Origin of the sequence: Pseudomonas gingeri, assembly GCF_013385635.1 — a bacterium.
GTDB classification, from domain to species: domain Bacteria; phylum Pseudomonadota; class Gammaproteobacteria; order Pseudomonadales; family Pseudomonadaceae; genus Aquipseudomonas; species Aquipseudomonas gingeri_A.
The window spans coordinates 1-22,989 of record NZ_JACAPR010000001.1; the positions used below are offsets into that span (position 1 = coordinate 1).

Here is a 22,989-nt window from a genome sequence, read left to right on the forward strand (position 1 = left end):
GGCTTCCTCGAATAGGCCTTATACATAGATGCAACCGGGCAGCAGTGTTTTAAAAGCGGGGTAGACAGTGGAGGCGAGTCCATACATAGGAGCCGGCTTGCCGGCGATGGCGTCCGGATGGGCGCCGCAAGGCTCGAAGGCCTCATCGCCGGCAACCTACAGGGGGCGTGTCAATCTCAGGGTTTGAGGCTGACCCTGGAGAAGTCCTGGCGTCCGAACGGGCTCACCTGATAACCGTGGACATCCTTGCGTACCAGGGCGAAGGCCGTCGGGTGGGCCAGTGGCAGCCAGAGTGCCTGCTGCTGGATCTGCGCCTGGGCCTGCTCGTAGAGCTTGCTGCGCACGCCCTGTTCGCTGGTGGTCTTGCCGGCGCTGATCAGTTTGTCCAGGCTGGCATCGCAATAGCGCGCGAAGTTGGTGCCGGACTTCACGGCGGCGCAGGAGAATTGCGGCGTCAGGAAGTTGTCCGGGTCACCGTTGTCGCCGGCCCAGCCCATGAACAGCAGGTCATGCTCGCCGGCCTTGGCGCGACGAATCAGCTCGCCCCACTCGATTACGCGGATTTCCGCCTGGATACCCACTTCCGCCAGGTCGGCCTGCAGCAACTGTGCGCCAAGGCTCGGGTTGGGATTGAGCAGACTGCCCGATGGCCGGGTCCAGATGGTGGTCTGGAAGCCATCCTTGAAGCCGGCCTTGGCCAGCAGCGCCTTGGCCTTCGCCGGGTCGTAGGCATAGCCGGGCAGGTCCTTGGCGTAGCTCCAGGTATTGGGCGGGTAAGGGCCGTTGGCGGCTTCGGCGGTGTCTTCGAAGACGGCCTTGAGGTAGCTGGTCTTGTCGAACGCAAGGTTGATCGCCTGGCGCACTTCCGGCTTGTCCAGCGGTGGATGCTGGCTATTGATGGCGAGGAAGGCGGTCATGAAGGCGGCGGTCTTCTCGACCTTGAGCGCCGGGTCCTTGCCTGCCGCACCAACGTCCAGGGGCTTGGGCGAGAGAGCGATCTGGCATTCGTTACGCCGCAGTTTCTGCAGGCGCACGTTGGCGTCCGGGGTGATCGCGAAGATCAGGTTATCCACCGCCGGCTTGCCGGCGAAGTAGTCCGGATTGGCGGTATAGCGGATCGATGCGTCCTTCTGGAATCGCCCGAAAACGAACGGACCGGTGCCGACCGGCTGGCTGTTGAGTTTCTCCGGCGTATTCGCGGCCATCAGCTTGTCGGCGTATTCCGACGAATAGATGGAGGCAAAGCCCATGCTCAGCGCCGCCAGGAAGGTCGAATCCGGATGATCCAGGGTAAAGCGCACGGTCAACGGATCGGTGGCCTCGATGCGCTTGATCAGCGCCGGCAGTTGCAGCGACTGGGCATGGGGGAAACCGCTCTGGGCGATCTTGTGCCAGGGGTTGGCCGGATCCAGCATGCGTTCGAAACTGAAGCGGACGTCGGCCGCGGTCAGGTCGCGGGTCGGCTTGAAGTAGTCGGTGTGGTGGAATTTCACTCCCGGGTGCAGCTTGAACTCATAGGTCAGGCCGTCATCCGAGACGCTCCAGCTGTCGGCCAGGCTCGGCACCAGCTTGCCGCTGGCGGCGTCGAAGTCCACCAGGCGGTTCATCAGCACATCCGCCGAGGCGTTGGTGGTGGTCAGCGAGTTGTACTGCACGACGTCGAAGCCTTCCGGGCTGGCTTCGGTGCAGACGCTCAGCGAGGTCGCGGCGAAGGCCAGCGGGCTGAGAAACGGGACGAGCAATAGCGGTAGGGCAGCGAAGCGCATATTCAGTTTCCTTTGCAGGTCGTTGTCCCATCTGCGAGTGCAGTCTGGAAAAACCTCTACCCTAGTGCGCCGGGCGACAATTGACTATCCCATTTTTACTCGGCGTGCCTTGGGCACTGTACAATCGGCCGCGCTTCCCCACACGGGGTTTCCGGGCTTTTCCCCGGTGGGCCAGGCTTTGTGCGACGAGCGGCATTTGTTGCCCAAGCCCCTGCACTGGCGTCTCGTACCCTGGTTTTCGGGCGCTCGACACGGTTTTAATCGCACTTGATGTTGTTGCACCGTAGTCTTTCTGGTATAAAGCAGCGCTCTTTTCTAGGGGCCCGGTTCCTTCGCTTGTAGGTGTAGCCGGTAAGACCCTTAAAGAAACGCGGCGCCTGGCGCCAAATGACTGAGAGATTAAGCGGCCAACCCATGCCGGGTTGGGCATGTGGTTTAGAGGGCTGAGGCATGTCTAGAGTCTGTCAAGTTACCGGTAAGGGTCCGGTGACTGGGAATAACATTTCCCACGCAAACAACAAAACCCGTCGTCGTTTCCTGCCGAACCTGCAGCATCACCGCTTCTGGGTTGAGTCGGAGAAGCGTTTTGTGCGTCTGCGCGTTTCCGCCAAGGGCATGCGTATCATCGACAAGCGCGGCATTGATGTCGTGCTGGCCGAACTCCGTCGCGATGGCAAGGTATAAGGGAGCTAAATCATGCGTGAATTGATTCGTTTGATCTCGAGCGCCGGTACTGGTCATTTCTACACGACTGACAAGAACAAGCGCACTACTCCGGACAAAATCGAGATCAAGAAATATGATCCGGTTGTTCGCAAGCACGTGATCTACAAGGAAGGCAAAATCAAGTAATTGATTTTGTTTTTCGAGAAAAACCCCGACTGGTTCGGGGTTTTTTTTCGCCTGTTTTTCGGCCATTTCCTTCATCTTGCGTGGCCTTTTCCTGCGTCTGTCCCGTTGTGCCTTTCCTAGACTGCCTGAACGGCGGGACAACACAGTCAAGGAGGGCGTGAATGATCATTGCAAGGATGTTTGCATTGCTGTTGCTGGTGTTCCTGGCGGCGGCCAGTGTCGCGGTTTCGGCGGCGCAGCTGGTCGATGATGAAACCGGCACCGACACTTACGTGCGCCGGATGATCGAGGCGACCCGGGTCGCCTGGCCGGCGCTGGCTGCATTCAACCAGGCCACCCGGGTGTTTGCCGATATCCAGCTGCTGACCAGTAACGGCCGACGCGCCTGGGTGATGGATGCCCGGGGCGGACACGAGGTGGAGATGGCGCAGGTTGCCGCGTTGGGGCTTTCCCATGAGTACCAGCGTTATCGGAAGATCCTCTGGCAGGGGCGTCCGGCCATCTTTGTCGGACTGGGTGACGCCTTGCCCGAGGCTGAGCGGCGGCGAATGGACGATCCGCTGGCGGTGCCCGATGTGTTCAGCCTGGCGACCCACGAGGCCTTTCATTTTTACGTCGAGCACGACTGGGTGCATATCCCCGGTGCGGAGCGCAGTATCCTGTATCCAGCGCTCGCCGAACCGAGGGTGTATCGCAACCTGATCATTCGCCACCTTCTGGCGGCGGCCCAGGGTCAGCCTGACGGGTTGGCGCGGGCCAGCTACTGGCATCGCCGCTGGTTGCGCGAGCATGCCGACGAGGCCAGGCGTATCGGCAATACGGATCGCTCCGAAGGCAGTGCGCGTTATGTGGAGTCGGTTGGTCGATTGCTGGCACAGGGGCTGCGACCGGGTGCTGCCGAATGGTCGGTGCGGATGCTGGATACGCTGACTCGGCAGGGGCGGGAGGACTACCTGAGCGCCGACCAGGAAAGTTATGTGCTGGGCGATCTGGCCGGGTATCTGCTTGAGCGCCAGGGAGTCGATTGGTTGTCGCGGGTCGCCCGGGGAGAAACGCCGGTGGCGATTCTGCTGGAGTCGCTGCCGCCGCTGGCCACGCCCGCTGACGAGGCGTTGGGCCAGCGCCTCGGCGAAGCCGTTGCCAAGGCCAATCGCCAGGCTGCGCAGGCCTTCGGGCCATTTTCGCAGCGCTTCAACGATCCCTCGGGTGGGCGCCTGCTGGTGTCGAACCGGGCCATGCAGGGTAGTTTCGAGATCGGCAACTCCTACCTTCTGGCCGCGCAGCCGGAAAAAATCGAAGTCGGGGTGCGTGCCGACTTCGTCTTCGGTGACGGCCGCATTGAGCTTATAGCCGCAACCGTCGCGACCCGGATACAGGAGGCGTGCGGCCGCGAGGATTTCTACTGGATTCTGGCCCTGACCGCCGACGAACTGGAAAAGAAGGCTGACGGCCGCCTGCGAATCGAGCGCGACGACCTCAAGGTCGATCTCCCTTATCCGGTGCGGGCCGTCGACGATCCGCGCAATTGGTGCGTCGAGGCCTGATCAGGCTTTCTGTTCGAACACCACGTAGATCTTGCGGCAATATTCCAGCACTTCCCAGGTGCCCTTGAAGCCCGCTGGAATGACGAAGCGATCGCCGGCGCGCAAGGTCTTGGCGTTGCCGTCGGCGTCACGCAGGACCGATACGCCCTGCACGATCTCGCAGTATTCGTGTTCGGTGTAGTTCACCGTCCACTGGCCGACCGCGCCTTCCCAGACACCGGCATTCAGCTGTCCGCAGGGGCTGGCGTAGTGATTGAAGATCGTCTGTTGCGGATCGCCCTTGAGCACCTTTTCCGGTGCCGGGCGAAAGCGTTCGGGCGTGGTGTTGGCTTCGCTGAAGTCGACGATGTCCTGGATGCTCATGCTGCTTTTCCTCGGCAGTGGTAAGGCGGGCGATCGGAAGCCCCGAGTCTATGTTTATTAAAACGAACATGGCAACGGCGTTTACCGACCTTGTGTCAAATATATTGAAACTTAAGGTGCCGCTGGTTTAGGGTGGTGGGTGCCGTGGGCCGAAAACAGGACCCGTCGGGCAGAATTCTGGACGGTGCTGGCGCAAGAGCGCGTGGCGCTGCTATTTCAAATAAGAGGAGGACACTCGCATGACCACCCTGACTCGTGCTGACTGGGAACAACGCGCCCGTGAGCTGAAGATTGAAGGCCGCGCCTACATCAACGGTGAATACACCGCTGCTGTTTCCAACGACACGTTCGAGTGCATCAGCCCGGTCGATGGCCGCCTGCTGACGCATGTTGCCAGCTGCGATGCCGCCGATGCCCAGCGCGCCGTGGAAAATGCCCGTGCCACTTTCAATTCCGGTGTCTGGTCGCGCCTGGCGCCGGCCAAGCGCAAGGCGGCGATGATCCGTTTCGCCGCGCTGCTGAAAACCAATGCCGAAGAGTTGGCCCTGCTTGAAACCCTCGACATGGGCAAGCCGATCACCGATTCGCTGTTCATCGACGTTCCGGGCGCTGCCCAGGCACTGAGCTGGAGCGGCGAAGCCATCGACAAGATCTACGACGAAGTCGCCGCGACGCCCCATGACCAACTGGGTCTGGTGACCCGTGAGCCGGTCGGTGTGGTCGGCGCCATCGTGCCGTGGAACTTCCCGCTGATGATGGCCTGCTGGAAACTCGGCCCGGCGTTGTCCACCGGTAACTCGGTGATTCTCAAGCCATCGGAAAAATCCCCGCTGACCGCTATCCGCATTGCGGCCCTGGCCGTCGAGGCCGGCATTCCGGCCGGTGTGCTGAACGTGCTGCCAGGTTACGGCCACACCGTCGGCAAGGCCCTGGCCCTGCACCTGGATGTCGATACCCTGGTGTTCACCGGTTCGACCAAGATCGCCAAGCAACTGCTGATCTACTCCGGCGAATCGAACATGAAGCGCGTCTGGCTGGAAGCCGGCGGCAAGAGCCCGAACATCGTCTTTGCCGACGCCCCTGACCTGCAGGCCGCCGCTGAAGCCGCGGCCGGCGCCATCGCCTTCAACCAGGGCGAAGTCTGTACCGCCGGTTCGCGCCTGCTGGTCGAGCGTTCGATCAAGGACAGTTTCCTGCCGCTGGTGATTGAAGCGCTGAAGGCCTGGAAGCCTGGCAACCCGCTGGACCCGGCGACCAATTTCGGCGCCCTGGTGGATACCCAGCAGATGAACACCGTGCTGTCCTACATTGATTCCGGCCATGCCGATGGCGCCAAGCTGGTGGCCGGCGGCAAGCGTACCCTTCAGGAAACGGGCGGGACCTACGTTGAGCCGACAATCTTCGATGGTGTGAGCAACGCGATGAAAATCGCCCAGGAAGAGATCTTCGGCCCGGTATTGTCGGTGATCGCCTTCGATAGCGTCGAAGAAGCCATCCAGATTGCCAACGACACGCCGTATGGCCTGGCTGCCGCTGTCTGGACCGCGAACATCTCCAAGGCGCACCAGACCGCCAAGGCCCTGCGGGCCGGTAGCGTGTGGGTCAACCAGTACGATGGCGGTGACATGACCGCGCCGTTCGGTGGTTTCAAGCAGTCGGGTAACGGCCGCGACAAGTCGCTGCATGCGTTCGACAAATACACCGAACTGAAGGCGACCTGGATCAAGCTCTAAGCCAGGCAGGTCTGGCGAACTACCTGATCGTTCCCACGCTCCTGCGTGGGAATGCCTCACTGGACGCTCTGCGTCCGCTTTGTGACGCGGAGCGTCACGGGCTGCATTCCCACGCGGAGCGTGGGAACGATCGACGTTATCAACAAGACACAGCCGGACTTTCCGCAAGGAGGTCCGGCTGCGTTGTCTCTAAGCAGAGTTATCCACAGGAGCGTGGAAATGCGTTGGGCGACTTATTTCGCCGTCCTGGCGGCCGTGCTGAGCGTCGGCCTGGCGCTGGGCGTGAGCATGCCGCTGGTGTCCCTGCGGCTGGAAGGCTGGGGTTATGGCTCGTTCGCCATCGGGGTCATGGCGGCGATGCCGGCCATTGGCGTACTGGTGGGGACGAGTGTGTCCAGTCGTCTGGCGGCACACTTCGGTACGGCGCGGCTGATGGCCCTGTGTCTGTGGGCCGGGGCGCTGTCCATCGGCCTGCTGGCGCTGTTGCCGAGTTATCCGGTCTGGCTGGTGCTGCGCCTGATGATCGGGGTGATCCTGACCATCGTCTTCATTCTTGGCGAAAGCTGGATCAACCAACTGGTGATCGAGCGTTGGCGCGGTCGCCTGGTGGCGCTCTACGGCAGCAGCTACGCCTTGAGCCAGCTGTCCGGGCCGTTGCTGCTGGCGGCGGTCGGCACGCAAGGCGACTACGGCTTCTGGGTCGGGGTAGCCCTGCTGGTGGCTTCGCCGTTCCTGTTGCTGGGTCGCAGTGGGGCGCCGACTTCGGAGTCCAGCCGCGTAACCCTGATGGATCTGCTGGGGTTCTGTCGGAATCTGCCGGCGATTGCCTGGGCGATCTCCTTGTTTGCCGCCTTCGAGGCGATGATCCTGACGTTGCTGCCGGTCTACTGTCTGCGCCAGGGCTTCACGGCGGATATCGCCCTGGCGATGGTCAGCACCGTGGTGGTGGGCGATGCGCTGCTGCAGTTGCCGATCGGCGCCTTGGCCGACCGGATATCGCGGCGGACGATGTTTACCGGCTGTGCGGTGGCACTGATGCTGTCGAGTCTGGCGGTACCGTTGCTGATCGACACCCTGCTGATCTGGCCGTTGTGGGTGCTGTTCGGGGCGAGTGCGGGCGGCCTGTTCACGCTGTCGTTGATCCTGATCGGCGAGCGTTACCGTGACGACGCGCTGGTTCGCGCCAACGCCCATGTGGCCCAGCTCTGGGGTATCGGTTGTCTGGTCGGGCCGCTGGCGGCGGGGGCGGGCAGCCAGTGGATCAGCGGGCATGCGTTGCCGCTGTTCATGGCGGCGGGTGCGCTGGGCCTGGTGATCCTGGTATTGCGTCAGGGTGCGTTTGGCCGGGCTGAGACGGTATCGGCCTAAAGCATGCGCTCCAGCCCGACGCTGGTGGCGAGCCAGGCATTGAAGCGGCGCCACCAGCTTCCGGGTTCGCGGTGCAGTATATGGATCTGCCCGTTGTCCTCGGTGACCCAGACCAGTTGTCCGGCCTCCAGCCGCGGCTCGTAGCTCAGCGCCGGGGCCATGCCCTGCAAGGCCAGGGCGCGCACGTGTTCGGCCAGTTCCGGGCTATCCACCAGCACGCCGACCTCGGTGTTCCACAACACCGAGCGGGGGTCGAAATTGAACGAGCCGATAAAGGATTTTTGCCGGTCGAAGATCATCGCCTTGCTGTGCAGGCTGGAATCCGAGCCCTTGGACGAGCCACTGTGGAACAGGTGCGGGCCGCTGCCGCCGCGGTCGCCGGGCTGGCGGCGCAGCTCGAAGAGTTTCACGCCATGGGCCAGCAGCGCCTTGCGATAGGGCGCATAACCACCGTGCACCGCCGGCACGTCGGTGGCCTCCAGCGAGTTGGTCAGCAGGCTGACGGCGACCCCGGCGTCCGCCCGTCCCGTCAGGTACACCAGTCCCGGCTGGCCGGGAACGAAGTACGCGGAAATCATCATCAGCTCGGTATGCACATTCTGCAGTTCGGGCGCCAGTTGGGTGGTCAGCAGCAGGCGCGGGTCGGGTTCGTTCCTGGCCAGCACCTTGCTCGGCGCATCCCACAAGGCCTGGTTCCAGGCCCAGATCAGCTCGCGGCGCCAGGTGTCCAGGTGGGGGCGGTGCTGGTAGTCGGCCAGGCGCTGGTACAGCGCGGGGTTCTGCTGGCGCCAGGCAGCGAGGGACTGTTCCAGGCGGTTGCGGGTATTCGCCAGGTCCCGGGCGGTGGGTTGGCGCGAGAGGAACTCACCGATGGGCTTGCTCAGGGCGCTGTTCCAGTACTGGTCGAAGCTATGGCCGAGTTGCTCGGCCACCGGCCCTATGCCGAGCATGTCGATATCGGTGAAGTTCAGGTCCGGTTGCGCGCCGAAGTACTCGTCGCCGAGGTTGCGCCCGCCGACGATGGCCGCGCTGTTGTCGGCCAGCCACAGCTTGTTGTGCATGCGTCGATGTTGCAGGGACAGGTTGAACAGCCGGCCCAGGGTTCGCGTGGCCACGGTGCTGCGCCCCAGGTCCAGCGGGTTGAACAGGCGGATCTGGATATTCGGGTGGGCGGCCAGGGTGGCGATGATGTCGTCGAGACCGTCGCTGGTCGTGTCGTCCAGCAGGATCCGCACGCGCACGCCGCGGTCGGCGGCCTTGAGCAGTTCATCCACCAGCAGTCGCGTGCTCAGGCCGTCGTGAACGATGTAGTACTGCAGGTCGAGGCTGCTCCGGGCATTGCGGATCAGTTCCGCCCGTGCCCTGAACGCCTCGCCGCCATTGGGCAGCAGGCGAAAGCCCGAGCGCCCCTGGTAGGGCGCGGCCTGGGCCTGGAGCGCGCGCCCGAAGGCCGAGTCCGCTGCCGGCAAGGCCTGGCTGGGAACACGGGGAACGTCCAGTGAGGCGCATCCGCTCAAGAGCAGGGCGATCAACAGAAAACAGGATTTCAAGCGCAGTCGCCCTGAGTCATGGCAGGTATTGGCATATGGACGCTGTCCGACGGATAAAGGTCAATCGCTGCCGCAGGGGTTTTCGGCGAGCAGTTTGCTCGCCGCGGCGCCAACCTTGCGCACGGCCTCCTCGACCTGTGCCGTTGGCTTGGCAGCGTAGTTCATCCTCAGGCAATTGCGGTATTTGCCCGAGGCCGAAAAGATGCTGCCCACGGCCACCTGGACGCCCTGGTCCACCAGTTCGCGATTGAGCCGCTGGGTGTCGAAGCCATCCGGCAGCTCGACCCACAGCATGAAACTGCCCTGGGGCCGGCTGGCGCGGGTCCCGGCGGGAAAGTAACGGCTGACCCAGTCGAGCATCAAGTCGCGATTGCGTTGGTATTGCGTACGCATCCGCCGTAAATGCGGTTCGAAATGTCCGTTGCGCAGGAAGTCGGCGATGGCCAGCTGCGGCTGTGGGGCGGTGGCGCCGGTGCTGATGTACTTCATGTGCAGCACCCGCTCCAGGTAACGCCCGGGCGCGACCCAGCCTATGCGCAGGCCCGGCGCCAGGGTCTTGGAGAACGAACTGCAGAGCAGGACCCGGCCATCGTCGTCGAAGGACTTGATGGTGCGTGGGCGCGGGTAGGTGTAGGACAGTTCGCCATACACATCGTCCTCGATGATCGCCACGTCGAAACGTTGTGCCAGTTGCAACAGCGCGCGCTTGCGCGACTCCGGCATGATGTAGCCCAGCGGGTTGTTGCAGTTGGGAGTTAACTGTATGGCCTTGATCGGCCACTGTTCCAGCGCCAGTTCGAGGGCCTCGAGGCTGATCCCGGTGATCGGGTCGGTGGGGATTTCCAGGGCCTTCATGCCCAGGCCCTTGAGGGTCTGCATGGCGCCGTGGAAGCTCGGCGAGTCCACCGCGATGATGTCGCCATGGTCGCAGGTGGCGCGGATGCTGGCCGACAGCGCTTCATGGCAACCGGTGGTGACCACCAGGTCGTGGGGGCCGAGCTGGCAGCCGGAGTCGAGCATCAGTCGGGCAATTTGTTCGCGCAGGCCGAGGTTGCCGTAGATATTGTCGTAGCCCAGCCCTGGCAGGTCCTGGCGCCGGCTGATCTGCGCCAGACTGCGCAGCAGCGGTTTCATCGTCGGGCTGCCGACATCCGGTATGCCCCGCCCCAACTGTACGGTGTCTTTGCGCGGTACCGCGCGGATCAGTTCCAGCACCTGATCCCACTGGGATATCTCCACCGGCCGCTGGGCCGGGCGACCCACCACCGGCAAGGCTGGCAAATCCCGGCTGGTCGGCACGAAATAGCCGGACTTGGGCTTGGGCAAGGCCAGCCCGTTGTCCTCCAGCATCCGGTAGGCCTGCTGCACCGTGCTCAGGCTGACCCCATGTTCCACGCTCAGTGCCCGTACAGAGGGCAGGCGATCGCCTGGGCGATAGAAGCCTTGTTCTATGCGGGTTCCCAGCAGTTCGGCGAGGTTGACGTAGAGGGTCATGGTGGGTGCTCGATCAGGATGGAAACGGTTGACCAGTACAGATAGGGGGAAAATACAGGATTCAGCGACGATTTTGTCAATTCTGTATGGAAATAATACAGGTTGATTGAATCTGTAATGGTTTTTCCCGAATCGTCATGCTCTCTGCTCATGGCAACCGAGTAACAAAGGAGCAGCGGCAATGAACGGTTTGAGCGATGTGCGCCTGGCTTTGCGCAGTCAGGAACTGATGGTCGAGCAGGAGCGGGCAGGGACGGTTTCATCCGCCCGCCGATGCACGCCCGAGCTGGGTCGGATGGGACTGTTCTGGCATCGCCTGCATAGCCGCAAGGTGCTGCTCGGACTCACGCCCGACGAGTTGCGGGATATCGGGCTGAGTCGCGAGCAGGCACGGGCGGAAGGCTTGAAACCCTTCTGGCGGCCTTAACGCAATTCCTTCAGGCGATGCCAGAGCATGCCCAGGGCCAGCAGTGGCGAACGCAGGTACTTGCCGCCGGGGAAGGTGATGTGCGGCACCCGGGCGAACAGGTCGAAGCCGTCGCTCTGCTGGCCGCTGATGGCTTCGGCCAGCAGCTTGCCGGCCAGGTGGGTGGCGTTGAGGCCATGCCCGGCGTAGGCCTGGGCGTAGTACACGTTGGGCTGCTCCTTCAGGCGACCGATCTGTGGCAGGCGGTTGGCGCCGATGCCGATCATCCCGCCCCACTGGTAATCGATCCTTACCCCCGCCAATTGCGGAAACACTTCGAGCATTTTCGGCCGCATATAGGCGGCGATATCCTGCGGATCACGCCCGGAGTAATGGCAGGCGCCGCCGAACAGCAGGCGACGGTCGGCCGATAGCCGGTAGTAATCCAGCGCCACCCGTTGGTCGCAGACCGCCATGTTCTGGGGCAGCAGCGATCGGGCCTGGGCTTCGCTCAAGGGTTCGGTGGCGATGATATAGCTGCCGGCGGGCAGCACCTTGCCGCCGAGCTCGCCGTTGAGCCCGTTGAGGTAGGCGTTGCAGCCGAGGACCAGGGTCTTGGCGCGGACCGAGCCCTGGGCGCAGTGCACCTGTACTTGGGGGCCGTAGTCGATACGGGTGACCGCGGACTGTTCGAACAGCCGCACCCCCAGTTGCGCGGCGGCGGCGGCTTCACCCAGCGCCAGGTTCAACGGGTGCAGATGACCCGAGCCCATGTCGATCAGACCGCCGACATACCGCTCGGAGCCGACCACGCTGTGCATTTCATCGGCTTGCAGCAGGCGGGTTGCATGGCGATAGCCCAGTTGCCGGAGCTCCTCGGCGTCCTCGGCGAAACCTTCGAGGTCGCGGGGCTTGTTGGCCAGGTCGCAGTAGCCCCAGGTCAGGTCGCAGTCGATCCGGAAGTGCTCGATACGCCGGCGGACGATGTCCACGGCCTCCAGTCCCATCAGCTTCAACTGGCGCACGCCGTCCTGGCCGAGGACGTCGGTGAACTGCTCCAGCCCATGGCCGACGCCTCGGATCAGTTGCCCGCCGTTGCGTCCGCTGGCACCCCAGCCGATCCTGCGGGCTTCCAGCAGGACCACGCTCAGGCCGCGCTCGGCCAGTTCGATGGCGGTATTGAGCCCGGAGAAACCGCCGCCGACCACACAGATATCGGCCTGCACCTCACCTTGCAACAGCGGGTATTCCGGCTGCGGGTGGCTGCTGGCGGCGTAGTAGGAGGCGGTGTGCCGGGCAGGGGCGTTCATGTGCGTGATCCTGATTTTTGTGTTTGGAAAATTTTACGGAGGATAAGCCGGACCCTTGCGAACGGGCAACCGCGGGGCGGCTGGTGCTGTCTGGAGCCGGGCTTTTCAGGCAGAATCCCGGGCTATCCCTGTCCTCCGGTAATCCCATCGATGAGCTGCAACAGCCAGAAAATCCGCTTTCTCCGGCAGCAGATCCCGTCTTTCGAGTGCGTGCCGGGTTGCCACGACTGCTGTGGGCCGGTGACCACATCATCGGAGGAAATGGCCCGTCTGCCGCGCAAGACCGCGGCCGAACAGGAAGCGGCGCTGAGCGAGCTGAACTGCGTGCACCTGGGGCCGAACGGCTGCACGGTGTACGACGAGCGTCCGTTGATCTGTCGCCTGTTCGGCACCACGCCGCGCCTGCCGTGCCCCAATGGCCGGCGCCCGGTGGAAATGATTCATCCACGGGCCGAGAAGCAGGTCCACGACTATATCGCCAGTACCCGCCAGGTCCTGGTCTGAGTCCATGGATCGTTCCCCCGCTCCGCGTGGTAACGCCTCATAGGACGCTCCGCGTCCGTTTTTGCGACGCAGAGCGTCACGGGCTGCATTCCCACGCGGAGCGGGGGGAACGATCACTAATCAGGAATCGGCAGGTTCAGGCTCTCCTTCACCTCTTCCATCACGATATAGCTTTTGGACTCCCGCACATGGGGCAGCTTGAGCAGGATATCGCCCAGTAGCTTGCGATAGGACGCCATCTCGGAAATCCGCGCCTTGACCAGGTAATCGAAGTCGCCCGAAACCAGGTGACACTCCAGCACATGCGGCAGTTTCAGCACGGCGCGGCGGAATTCCTCGAAGGTGTCGCCGGACTTGTAGTCCAGGCTGATCTCGACGAACACCAGCAGGCTGCCCTTGAGGTGCTGCGGGTTGAGCCGGGCGTTGTAGCCCATGATGATCCCTTCGCGCTCCAGCCGCCGGACCCGCTCGGTGCAGGGCGTGGTGGACAGACCGACCTTCTCCCCCAGCTCGGTGAACGAGATGCGTCCGTCGGCCTGGAGGATGCGCAGGATGTTGCGATCGATCTTGTCCAGCTCACGTTTGGTCTGGTGATTGGTCCGCATAGGGAATGCGCCTCCGTGAAAAGCCATTTTGCCGAGAATTGTCGCCAAATATAGGCGTTTATATAGTGAAAAGCACTGGCTATTGTTTTTTACACTGCGCGCATCTTCGCTCTGAACAACAAACATCGGCAGCTGGCCGCGATTGAGGGACATACACATGCGAGTTCTGGTATTGGGCAGTGGCGTCATCGGTGTCGCCAGCGCTTATTATCTGGCCCGGGCCGGCTTTGAAGTGGTGGTGGTCGACCGTCAGCCGGCCGCCGCCATGGAAACCAGCTTCGCCAACGCCGGCCAGGTCTCGCCGGGTTATGCCTCGCCGTGGGCCGCCCCTGGCGTGCCGCTCAAGGCCATCAAGTGGTTGCTGCAACGCCACGCGCCGCTGGCGATCAAGGCCACCGCCGATGTCGACCAGTACCTGTGGATGGCGCAGATGCTGCGCAATTGCACCGCCAGCCGCTACGCCGTGAACAAGGAGCGCATGGTCCGCCTGTCCGAGTACAGCCGTGACTGCCTCGACGAGTTGCGCGCCGAAACGGGCATCGCCTACGAAGGGCGCAGCCTGGGCACCACCCAGTTGTTCCGGACTCAGGCGCAGCTGGATGGTGCGGCGAAAGATATCGCCGTGCTGAAAGAGTCCGGTGTGCCCTACGAGTTGCTCGACCGTGCCGGCATTGCCCGGGTCGAACCGGCGCTGGCCAGCGTTACCGATATCCTCGCCGGTGCCCTGCGCCTGCCGAACGACCAGACCGGCGACTGCCAGATCTTCACCACCCGCCTGGCCGAAATGGCCGTCAAGCTGGGTGTGGAATTCCGCTTCGAGCAGGATATCCAGCGTCTCGACTACGCCGGTGACCGGATCAACGGCGTGTGGATCGACGGCAAGCTGGAAACCGCTGATCGCTACGTGCTCGCCCTGGGCAGCTACTCGCCGCAGTTGCTCAAACCACTGGGCATCAAGGCCCCGGTCTACCCGCTCAAGGGTTACTCGCTGACCGTGCCGATCACCAACCCGGCGATGGCCCCGACCTCGACCATTCTCGACGAAACCTACAAGGTCGCGATCACCCGTTTCGACAACCGTATCCGCGTCGGCGGCATGGCGGAAATCGCCGGTTTTGACCTGTCGCTGAATCCGCGGCGGCGCGAAACACTGGAGATGATCGTCAACGATCTCTATCCTCAGGGCGGCGACCTCCAGGCAGCCAGCTTCTGGACCGGCCTGCGTCCGACCACCCCCGACGGTACCCCGATCGTGGGCGCCACGCCGTTGCGCAATCTGTTCCTGAACACCGGTCACGGTACGCTCGGCTGGACCATGGCCTGTGGCTCCGGTCGCCTGCTGGCCGACCTGATGGCGAAGAAAACCCCGCAGATCAGCGCCGAAGGCCTCGATATTTCCCGTTATGGCAATCACCAGGAGACTGCAAGACATGTCAATCCAGCGCCAGCTCACCAATGAGCGCATGAGCCAGATCGTCGTTCACAGCGGGACCGTGTATCTGGCCGGGCAAGTCGGCGACGACATGAATGCCGGGATTGAGACACAGACCCGTGAAGCCCTGGCCAATATCGAACGTTTGCTGGACCTGGCGGGCACCGACAAGACCAAGCTGCTGTCGGTGACCATCTACCTGAAAGACGTCGATGCCGATTTCGCCGGCATGAACTCGGTCTGGGACAAGTGGCTGCCCAAGGGCGTGGCCCCGGCCCGTGCCACGGTGCAGGCCAAGCTCTGCGAACCGGAAATCCTGGTCGAGCTGTCCGTCGTGGCCGCCCTGCCTTAACGCAAGATCCCTCTCCCGGCACGGCGTGTGGCAACACTGCTTGTCGTGCCGGTTTTTTCTTCCCAACCGACCGTCCAGAAGTCTGCCGCCATGCGTCCTGCCCGTGCCCTGATCGACCTCCATGCCCTGCGCCACAACTACCAGCTGGCCCGTGAAGTATCGGGGGCCAAGGCACTCGCCGTGATCAAGGCCGATGCCTATGGCCATGGTGCCGTGCGCTGTGCCCAGGCCCTGGAGGCCGAGGCCGACGGCTTTGCCGTGGCCTGCATCGAAGAAGCACTGGAACTGCGCGCCGCGGGTATCCGCGCGCCGATCCTGCTGCTGGAAGGCTTTTTCGAAGCCGACGAGCTGGCGTTGATCGTCGAGCACGATTTCTGGTGCGTGGTGCATTCGCTGTGGCAACTGGAAGCCATCGAGCAGACGACGGTCGGCGCGCCGATCACCGTCTGGCTGAAGCTGGATTCGGGCATGCATCGTGTCGGCCTGCACCCTGCGGATTACCAGGCGGCCTACCAGCGCCTGCTGACCAGCGGCAAGGTGACGAAGATCGTGCTGATGAGCCACTTCGCCCGTGCCGACGAGCTGGACAGCCAGCGCAGCGACGAGCAGGTCGCGGTATTCGAAGCGGCGCGCCAGGGCCTGGTGGCGGAAGTCAGCCTGCGTAACTCCCCGGCGGTGCTGGGCTGGCCGAAGATTCCCAGTGACTGGGTGCGGCCGGGAATCCTGTTGTTCGGCTCCACGCCGTTCGGCGAGGAGCATCCGGTGGCGGCGCGCTTGCAGCCGGTCATGACCCTCGAGTCGAAAATCATCAGCGTGCGCGAACTTCCGGCCGGCGAGCCGGTGGGCTATGGCGCCCGCTTCATCACACCCAAACCGATGCGTGTCGGTGTGGTCGCCATGGGCTACGCCGACGGCTACCCGCGCCATGCGCCGACCGGCACACCGGTGCTGGTGGCCGGGCAACGCAGCCAGTTGCTGGGTCGGGTGTCGATGGACATGCTGTGTGTCGACCTGACGGACGTACCCCAGGCCGGGCTCGGTTCGACCGTGGAGCTGTGGGGCAAAAACATCCTCGCCAGCGAGGTGGCCGCCTGCGCCGAGACCATTCCCTACCAGATATTCTGCAACCTGCGCCGGGTCCCGAGGCTCTACATCGGGGGCTAGCGCGCAGCGCAGCGCATTACGGGAGTTTGTGCCGAAGGGGATTCGGGCCAAAGTGTTGTAAATACTGAACGCTATGCCATGATATCGCTCAATTACAACAACTGCCTGAATCCCTGGGAGGCTGCCGCATTGGACGTCGGTGAACGACTGCAATCCATCCGCAAACTGAAAGGTCTGTCTCAGCGTGAACTCGCCAAGCGTGCGGGCGTCACCAATAGCACCATTTCAATGATCGAGAAAAACAGCGTCAGCCCTTCGATCAGTTCGCTGAGAAAGGTGCTTGGCGGCATTCCCATGTCGATGGTCGAGTTCTTTTCCGAAGAGATTCTCCAGGAAAAACCGACGCAGATCGTCTACAAAGCCAACGAACTGATCGACATCTCCGATGGCGCCGTGACCATGAAACTGGTCGGGCGAGCCCATCCGAGCCGCGCTATCGCGTTTCTCAACGAAATCTATCCGCCAGGCGCCGATACCGGCGAGGAAATGCTGACTCACGAAGGTGAGGAAACCGGCATTCTGGTCGAAGGGCGGCTGGAACTGGTGGTCGGCCTGGAAACCTTCGTGCTCGAAGCGGGCGACAGCTACTATTTCGAAAGTACCAAGCCGCACCGCTTTCGCAATCCGTTCGATATACCGGCGCGACTAATCAGCGCAGCGACACCCGCCAACTTCTGATAACCAGAGGCGCCAGGTCAGGGATTGCAAGGCGCCCGGCAGTACGGACAGGCGATTGCGGTAATACCCCTGTAACTACAGGGGTTGTTTCGCAGTGGCGGTCTTACCGCTATACTCACGCCCGCCTGCGAAACCGTGGTTCGGGGTGTGATTAGCCACCATTGAGGGTGTACGCGTGAATCCAATTATGAAAATGCTGGCCGTACCAGCAACCGTGTTGGCCCTATGGGCTGTCAGCGCTCAAGCTGCGACGAACGACGATATTGCCAAACGCCTGGAGCCGGTCGGCCAGGTCTGTGTCCAGGGCCAGGAATGCAAGGGGATGGAGGTCGCGGTCGCGGCCGGCGGCGGCGGGGCGAAGACGCCCGACGAGGTGATTGCCAAGCACTGTAATGCCTGCCATGGCACCGGTCTGCTGGGCGCGCCGAAAATCGGCGATGCGGCCGACTGGGGCAAGCGTGCCAAGGAACAGGGCGGCCTGGATGGCCTGCTGGCCAAGGCCATCACCGGGATCAACGCGATGCCGCCAAAAGGCACCTGCGCCGATTGCTCCGATGACGAGCTCAAAGGCGCCATCGGCAAGATGTCCGGCCTGAAATAACGCGGGTCCCGCGCTGAAAAAGCCGCTTTCGAGCGGCTTTTTCGTGTCTGGCGTTTACATCTTGTGGCTGTCATTTGCAGCAAAGACCGGGCAAGCTCGGTCCAACCTCAATTCAGGGAAAGGTGGGGAGGATCGGATGGTACGCAACTGTTCTATCGAGCAAGCGGTCGACGAGGTGCTGGTGCGGTTGCCGGCGCATATCCACCTGGGCATGCCCCTGGGGCTGGGCAAACCCAATCGTTTCGTCAACGCCTTGTACCGACGTGTCAGCCAATCGCCGGAGCGCCGGCTGACGATCTATACGGCCCTGAGCCTGGGCCGTCCGTCCCTTGGCGATGGTTTGCAACGGCGCTTTCTCGAGCCCTTCGTGGAGCGGGTGTTCGGCGATTACCCGGAACTGGATTTCCTCGCCGACCTGCACCGTGACACGTTGCCGTCGAATATCCATGTCGAGCAGTTCTTCATGCAGCCGGGCAGTCTGCTCAATAGTGCCGCGGCCCAGCAGGACTATGTCAGCAGCAACTACAGCCACGCGGCCCGGGATATCAATGCCAGCGGCCTGAATCTGGTGGCCCAGCTGGTTGCCGCCGATCCGCAGCAGCCGGATCGGCTGAGCCTGAGCTGCAACCCGGATATCACCCTCGACCTGTTGCCGATGATCGCCAGGCGCCGAGCGGCCGGGGAAACCATCCTGCTGCTGGGCCAGGTCCATGACGACTTGCCCTATATGCCGGGTGATTCGGAAATCGACCGTGAAGCCTTCGACCTGCTGATCGACGAGCAGGAGCAAAGTACCTTGTTTTCCACCCCGAACATGCCGGTGGACTGCCAGGATCACTTTATAGGCCTGCATGCCAGTACGTTGGTACGTGATGGCGGGACCCTGCAGATCGGCATCGGCTCCATGGGCGACGCGCTGACGGCGGCACTGCTGGCCCGTCACGCGGACAACGAAGGGTATCGGGCGCTGCTGGCCGATATCGACGTGTTGCCGTGGAAGTCGCTGATCGACCGGCAGGGCGGTACCGAGCCCTTTGCCCGTGGGCTCTACGGTTGCAGCGAGATGTTCGTCAACGGCCTGCTGGTGCTGGCGGATGCGGGGATCGTGCGGCGCAAGGTCTACGCCGATATCGCCCGGCAGCGCCAGGCCAATGCCGGGTTGCTCGACGAAACCACGGCGCTCGGCGGCATCGTTGTGCACGGCGGTTTCTTTCTCGGGCCGGAGAGCTTTTACCAGCGCCTGCGGGAGCTGCCCAAGGAACGGCTCGCCGAGTTCAACATGACCGCCATCAGCTACATTAACGAGTTGTACGGCCAGGAGGAGCTCAAGCGCCTGCAACGCCTCGATGCGCGATTTATCAACAGTGCCTTCACCATGACGCTGCTCGGGGCCGGCGTCGCCGACCAACTGGAAGACGGGCGGGTGCTCAGCGGGGTGGGCGGGCAGTACAACTTCGTCGCCCAGGGGCATGCACTGGAAGGTGCGCGTTCGGTACTGATCCTGCGCAGTTGGCGCGAGTCCGGCGGCGAGGTCAGTTCGAATATCGTCTGGGAGTATGGGCATTGCACCATCCCCCGGCACCTGCGCGATATCGTCGTGACCGAGTACGGGATTGCCGACCTGCGCGGCAAGAATGACGCGACGGTGATCGAGGCTTTGCTTAATATCAGTGATTCGCGGTTCCAGGCCGGGCTCATCGAGGAGGCGCAGAAGGTCGGCAAGCTGCCGAAGGATTTCCGCCTCGATCCACGTTTTGCCGATAACTGTCCGGAGCGCCTGCAGGCGATCCGGGCACGGCATCCGCAGCTGTTTCCGGAGTATCCGCTGGGCAGCAATTTCAGCGCCGAGGAACGTGACCTGCTACGGGCGCTGAATTGGCTCAAGAGCAAGTTCAAGCTGAGCGAGGTGTTCGAGTTGGGCAAGGCGACGCTGGAGGCGCCCGAGCCTTCGGCATTCCCGGAACACTTGCAGCGCATGGGCCTGACGCAACCGCAAGGCCTGCGCGAGGAGTTGTACCAGCGTCTGCTGCTGGCGGGGTTGCAGGCCACTGCCGGCTAGAGGGCCGTCAGTTGTAGCTGATGTTGACGGTCACGGTGCTGACCAGCGTGCCTTTGCTGACCGTGCCGGTGGTCTTGTGATAGGCCGCGCCCAGTGGCAGCACCGCGCGATTGCCGGAGACCGTCACGGTGCGCGAGCCGTTGTGGCTGAGGGTTGATTCGACGCCACCGATCCGCGAGTACAGCCACAGGCCGACACCGGTGGCGGTACCGGTGCTTCTGAACAGCGCTGCGTTGCCGGTGGCTGGTGTACCGGTGAACCTGAAGGTCACGTTGGAGGCATTGCGGCAGTCGGCACTGATATCGAAGGTCTTCTTGGCCAGCCAGGTGCCGGTGAAGTTCGAGAGCCGGATGGTGTCCAGGGGCACCGTGCGATTGACATCACCCGTCGCCAGGTCGCAGGTCGGCACCGGCGCGATAATGGTGCCCCGACCCAGCAGGATATTGTATTCACGGGGGTTGAAATGCGAGGGTGTCGGTTCCCACCAAGTCCTGGCAATCACCCGGGGAACAATGCTGCCGGAAGCGATGGTCCCGGTTTTTATCAGCCTGTAGTCGATTTCATAGGCATAGGTCTTGTTGCTCGCCGAAAGATTGGTCTGACTGTAGGTTCGCTGTGTGGTGTTACTCCGGATCCCGGTGATCGTATTGTGCGCACCGACCTGAGTGTTGCCATTGGTTCTGAAGACAATCCCGATGCCTGGCATGCCTGTTGGATAGACGCTGTAGGATCGGGAACCATCGTTGTAGGTCGATACCGCACCGGCAGCGCCTTGGGCACTGAATTTCACGTCGGTACGGCTATCGCAATACCAACTGACCCGCTTGGTTCCATGGCTGGCACTGGGGAAGTCCCGCCAGCCGGTCAGCGGGCTACCGACGGACGCATTGATATCCGTCACGGTGACCGTGCCAATATCACCGGAATATCCTCCGGGGTGATAGACCGAAGACGTGCACGCGGCAAATGCCTGCCCGGATAGGGACAAGAGCAGCGCCGCTCCGGATAGGGTCTTGTAAGGTTTGTTCATGTTTTCACTGCTTATGGTCTCTGGGGTTCCTGGGACCTGCAAACGCTGTCTACCCGAACCTGTTGTCGGTTTCAGTTGTAAGTGATTTCCACGATCGCCTGGCTTTCCAGCGTCCCTTCGCGCACCGCACCTGACTTCCAGTACGCCGCCCCCAACGGCAGCACCGCCTGACCGCCGCTTGGTGACAGGGTGCGGGTACTGTCGCTGCCATCGGCGCGGAGGGTCTGCTGCACGCCTCCCAGGCGCGAGTACAGCCACAGCCCCAGGCCGCCGGCATCGCCGGTGTTGAGGAACCGGGCGGGATCCGAGGGTGAGGGGATGCCGGAGAACGTGAACGTGACGCTGTTGATATCCGCGTCGCAGCGGGCGCTCAGCTCGAAGGGCTTGTGGCCCGCCGATTCGGCGTTGGCGAAGTCACCGACCCTGACTGGTGGCAGGGGGATGGAGCGCTCGATATCGTCGGCAATCAGGTTGCAGGTGCCACCCTCGACAGTGCCTTCGATCCGCAGGTTTCCCGGGTTCAGGACCTCGGTGGCCGAGGCTTGGGCAATGGCCACGACCGTCAGCGCCAGGGGTATCAGGTAGGTTTTCATGGGGTGTAGTCCGTTCGGGCCGACTGGAGGCTGCTCCCAGGTAGGGCTTGATGGCGTCAGTTGTAGGTAATGGTCACGGAGGCCGTGGTCAGCAGCGAGCCTTTGGAGACGGTGCCGATTTTTATGTAGTGGGCGCCCATGGGCAGTACCGCACGGCCAGAGCTTGCTGGAATGGTTCGCGAGCGGGCGGTGGCGTTGCCGTTGGCCGGGAAGTTGTAGACACTTCCGCCGATGCGCGACTGAATCACCGTGGCGATGCCGTTGGCGTTGCCGTCATTGGCGAAACGTGTGGGGGAGGTGGGTGCCGGCTTTCCGGAAAAGGTGAAGGTGACATTCCTGATATCCGAGTCGCAGTTGGCGGTCAGATTGAACTCCCGGAGCCCAGTCCACTCGACACTGTCGAAATCACTTACCTTGACATTGGGCAGGTTGATCGTGCGGTCGACGTCGCTGGTGGCCAGGTGGCAGGTGCCGCCCTCGATATTCCCGCGAAAGGTCAGGTTGCCGGTCGGGACCGCCTGGGCGGTGCCGGTGATGGTTGTGGCGGCGATCACCAGGGAGAGTGCAAAAAGAGGTGCTTTCATTGCCGGGGTCCTTGCTGGTCTGCTCAGTTGTAGGAAATGTTGACGGTGACGGTGCTCACCAACGTGCCCCTGGTCAGGGCGCCGGTGGTCTTGTGATACTCCGCCCCCAGTCGCAGCACGGCGCGGTTGGCTGATACCGCCACGGTGCGGGTGCTGTTGTGGCTGACGGTCTGGTTTGGTGTATGCAGCCATAGACCCACGCCGCCAGCCGATCCGGTGTTGGCAAAGAGCGCGGCGTTTCCGGACGCCGGCGTGCCGGTGAACCGGAAGGTGACGTTCGAGGCGTTGCTGCAGATGGCGGTCAGGTCGAAGTACTTGAGGCCGGTGGAGATGCCGGTGAAATTCGCGATTCGCACGGGGTCCAGCGTGATGGTACGGGTAACGTCGCTGGTGGCCAGGTCGCAGGTGGCGGTGGGGGCGACGAAGCTGACGGCGTTGTTCAGTACAACCGTATGGATGGTGCGCCCATCCCAGCTGTTCACCATGAGGTTGCCGCTGGGGACGGTACCGTTTGAGATGTTGCCTATCTTGTAGAACTGCGCCTCCAGCGTAACGACGGTGTGGTCATAGGTTGTGTGGCTCAGTGCAATAGAGCTGCTATGGAGGGGGAGTGAGTAGGGGACGCCTCCCCTGAGCGTCGCATGGACCCGTACGCCAATCCCGGGGACATTGGTTCGATAGACATTCGCCACCCCTGGAAGCGCCCCTCCGGCAGCGATCGTGTAGCGCCCGGTCGTTTGCTGCATGATGGGCGGGGTACAGGTGCTGGTGCCGCTGGGGTATGGGCCACTGAAGGATGCCTTGGTGATCATGGCGCCCACTGGCAGACTTGACGGCACACTGATGGTGGCGGGAAACGTCACGCTGCTGCGGGGGTTGTTCGGGTAATAGTTGCAAGCCGCCTGGGCCGCCACAGGCAGCAACAGGGCCAGCAATGCGAAAACCGACTGGATGGTGCCTTTCATTTTCCACCTCGCTTGAACAATGGCTGGAGTCTGTCG

The 22,989-nt window shown here is 62.8% G+C and carries 23 protein-coding genes; 13 read left to right on the plus strand and 10 right to left on the minus strand.

Translation table 11 applies throughout. The features are described from left to right. Nucleotides 1–176: 176 nt before the first annotated feature. Entirely contained in the window at nt 177–1,766 is a 1,590-nt protein-coding gene (locus HX851_RS00005) for an ABC transporter substrate-binding protein (RefSeq protein WP_177064474.1), read from the minus strand. Nucleotides 1,767–2,216: 450 nt separating this feature from the next. Between HX851_RS00005 and rpmB the strand changes: the two genes are divergently transcribed. The 3 genes from rpmB (at nt 2,217) to HX851_RS00020 (ending at nt 4,162) form a co-directional block, all read left to right on the plus strand. Then, nucleotides 2,217–2,450, plus strand: a complete 234-nt coding sequence (gene rpmB, locus HX851_RS00010; RefSeq protein ID WP_007921114.1) for a 50S ribosomal protein L28 — start codon at nt 2,217–2,219, stop codon at nt 2,448–2,450. A gap of 12 nt (nt 2,451–2,462) precedes the next feature. Further along, nucleotides 2,463–2,618 (plus strand): 50S ribosomal protein L33, encoded by a 156-nt coding sequence (gene rpmG / locus HX851_RS00015; RefSeq protein WP_003177274.1) that lies wholly within the window; start codon nt 2,463–2,465, stop codon nt 2,616–2,618. Nucleotides 2,619–2,779: 161 nt separating this feature from the next. Further along, nucleotides 2,780–4,162, plus strand: a complete 1,383-nt coding sequence (locus HX851_RS00020) for a hypothetical protein (RefSeq protein ID WP_177064476.1) — start codon at nt 2,780–2,782, stop codon at nt 4,160–4,162. On the opposite strand, the gene HX851_RS00025 is transcribed toward HX851_RS00020, so the two are convergent. Then, a complete protein-coding gene (locus HX851_RS00025) occupies nt 4,163–4,525 on the minus strand; it encodes a cupin domain-containing protein (RefSeq protein WP_177058342.1) in 363 nt (120 codons plus the stop codon). A 239-nt stretch (nt 4,526–4,764) separates the two neighbouring features. Here HX851_RS00025 and HX851_RS00030 point away from each other — a divergent pair, with 239 nt between their 5' ends. Both HX851_RS00030 and HX851_RS00035 read left to right on the plus strand, forming a co-directional pair. Then, complete coding sequence (locus tag HX851_RS00030; RefSeq protein WP_177064478.1) at nt 4,765–6,258, plus strand: aldehyde dehydrogenase; 1,494 nt, start codon at nt 4,765–4,767, stop codon at nt 6,256–6,258. Nucleotides 6,259–6,477: 219 nt separating this feature from the next. Continuing rightward, complete coding sequence (locus HX851_RS00035) at nt 6,478–7,626, plus strand: MFS transporter (RefSeq protein WP_177064480.1); 1,149 nt, start codon at nt 6,478–6,480, stop codon at nt 7,624–7,626. Here HX851_RS00035 and HX851_RS00040 read toward each other — a convergent pair. Together HX851_RS00040 and HX851_RS00045 are read right to left on the minus strand one after the other, a co-directional pair. Beyond that, entirely contained in the window at nt 7,623–9,176 is a 1,554-nt protein-coding gene (locus tag HX851_RS00040; RefSeq protein WP_177064482.1) for a phospholipase D family protein, read from the minus strand. The two genes, HX851_RS00035 and HX851_RS00040, sit on opposite strands and share 4 nt — an antisense overlap. Nucleotides 9,177–9,236: 60 nt before the next feature. After that, a complete protein-coding gene (locus HX851_RS00045; RefSeq protein ID WP_177058338.1) occupies nt 9,237–10,670 on the minus strand; it encodes an aminotransferase-like domain-containing protein in 1,434 nt (477 codons plus the stop codon). A gap of 181 nt (nt 10,671–10,851) precedes the next feature. On the opposite strand from HX851_RS00045, the gene HX851_RS00050 reads away from it, so the two are divergent. Then, the gene (locus tag HX851_RS00050; RefSeq protein ID WP_177064484.1) at nt 10,852–11,097 is read left to right on the plus strand and encodes a DUF1127 domain-containing protein; all 246 of its coding nucleotides are present in this window, start codon (nt 10,852–10,854) and stop codon (nt 11,095–11,097) included. Here the strand turns inward: HX851_RS00050 and HX851_RS00055 are convergent. After that, entirely contained in the window at nt 11,094–12,386 is a 1,293-nt protein-coding gene (locus HX851_RS00055; protein WP_177064486.1) for an NAD(P)/FAD-dependent oxidoreductase, read from the minus strand. The genes HX851_RS00050 and HX851_RS00055 overlap by 4 nt on opposite strands. Nucleotides 12,387–12,536: 150 nt before the next feature. Here HX851_RS00055 and HX851_RS00060 point away from each other — a divergent pair, with 150 nt between their 5' ends. Further along, on the plus strand, nt 12,537–12,890 hold the full coding sequence (locus HX851_RS00060) for a YkgJ family cysteine cluster protein (protein ID WP_177058335.1): 354 nt from the start codon (nt 12,537–12,539) through the stop codon (nt 12,888–12,890). 116 nt (nt 12,891–13,006) lie between these two features. Here the strand turns inward: HX851_RS00060 and HX851_RS00065 are convergent, their stop codons facing one another. Next, nucleotides 13,007–13,495: an Lrp/AsnC ligand binding domain-containing protein gene (locus HX851_RS00065; protein WP_017125528.1), complete on the minus strand. Its 489-nt coding sequence runs from the start codon at nt 13,493–13,495 to the stop codon at nt 13,007–13,009. Between the two features lie 157 nt (nt 13,496–13,652). Here HX851_RS00065 and dadA point away from each other — a divergent pair, with 157 nt between their 5' ends. The 6 genes from dadA (at nt 13,653) to HX851_RS00095 (ending at nt 19,781) form a co-directional block, all read left to right on the plus strand. Next, nucleotides 13,653–14,954, plus strand: coding sequence for a D-amino acid dehydrogenase (dadA, locus tag HX851_RS00070; RefSeq protein ID WP_177064489.1), 1,302 nt, complete (start codon nt 13,653–13,655; stop codon nt 14,952–14,954). Next, nucleotides 14,926–15,279 carry a RidA family protein gene (locus HX851_RS00075; RefSeq protein ID WP_177058333.1) on the plus strand — a complete coding sequence of 118 codons (354 nt, stop codon included), beginning with the start codon at nt 14,926–14,928 and terminating at the stop codon, nt 15,277–15,279. Before dadA ends, HX851_RS00075 begins: the two co-directional genes overlap by 29 nt. Nucleotides 15,280–15,369: 90 nt before the next feature. After that, on the plus strand, nt 15,370–16,443 hold the full coding sequence (alr, locus tag HX851_RS00080; RefSeq protein WP_177064491.1) for an alanine racemase: 1,074 nt from the start codon (nt 15,370–15,372) through the stop codon (nt 16,441–16,443). A 129-nt stretch (nt 16,444–16,572) separates the two neighbouring features. Continuing rightward, nucleotides 16,573–17,121 (plus strand): cupin domain-containing protein, encoded by a 549-nt coding sequence (locus HX851_RS00085; RefSeq protein WP_177064671.1) that lies wholly within the window; start codon nt 16,573–16,575, stop codon nt 17,119–17,121. A 175-nt stretch (nt 17,122–17,296) separates the two neighbouring features. Continuing rightward, the gene (locus HX851_RS00090) at nt 17,297–17,722 is read left to right on the plus strand and encodes a c-type cytochrome (RefSeq protein ID WP_369680887.1); all 426 of its coding nucleotides are present in this window, start codon (nt 17,297–17,299) and stop codon (nt 17,720–17,722) included. 136 nt (nt 17,723–17,858) lie between these two features. After that, nucleotides 17,859–19,781 carry an acetyl-CoA hydrolase/transferase C-terminal domain-containing protein gene (locus HX851_RS00095; RefSeq protein WP_177064493.1) on the plus strand — a complete coding sequence of 641 codons (1,923 nt, stop codon included), beginning with the start codon at nt 17,859–17,861 and terminating at the stop codon, nt 19,779–19,781. Nucleotides 19,782–19,788: 7 nt separating this feature from the next. Here the strand turns inward: HX851_RS00095 and HX851_RS33510 are convergent, their stop codons facing one another. The 4 genes from HX851_RS33510 to HX851_RS00115 all read right to left on the minus strand — a co-directional run bounded on the left by HX851_RS33510 (nt 19,789) and on the right by HX851_RS00115 (nt 22,953). Next, nucleotides 19,789–20,811, minus strand: coding sequence for a fimbrial protein (locus HX851_RS33510; RefSeq protein WP_256262788.1), 1,023 nt, complete (start codon nt 20,809–20,811; stop codon nt 19,789–19,791). Between the two features lie 71 nt (nt 20,812–20,882). Continuing rightward, nucleotides 20,883–21,404 (minus strand): fimbrial protein, encoded by a 522-nt coding sequence (locus HX851_RS00105; RefSeq protein ID WP_177064495.1) that lies wholly within the window; start codon nt 21,402–21,404, stop codon nt 20,883–20,885. A 56-nt stretch (nt 21,405–21,460) separates the two neighbouring features. Next, on the minus strand, nt 21,461–21,988 hold the full coding sequence (locus HX851_RS00110) for a fimbrial protein (protein ID WP_177064498.1): 528 nt from the start codon (nt 21,986–21,988) through the stop codon (nt 21,461–21,463). Between the two features lie 23 nt (nt 21,989–22,011). Next, a complete protein-coding gene (locus HX851_RS00115) occupies nt 22,012–22,953 on the minus strand; it encodes a fimbrial protein (protein ID WP_218173382.1) in 942 nt (313 codons plus the stop codon). Nucleotides 22,954–22,989: the final 36 nt, after the last annotated feature.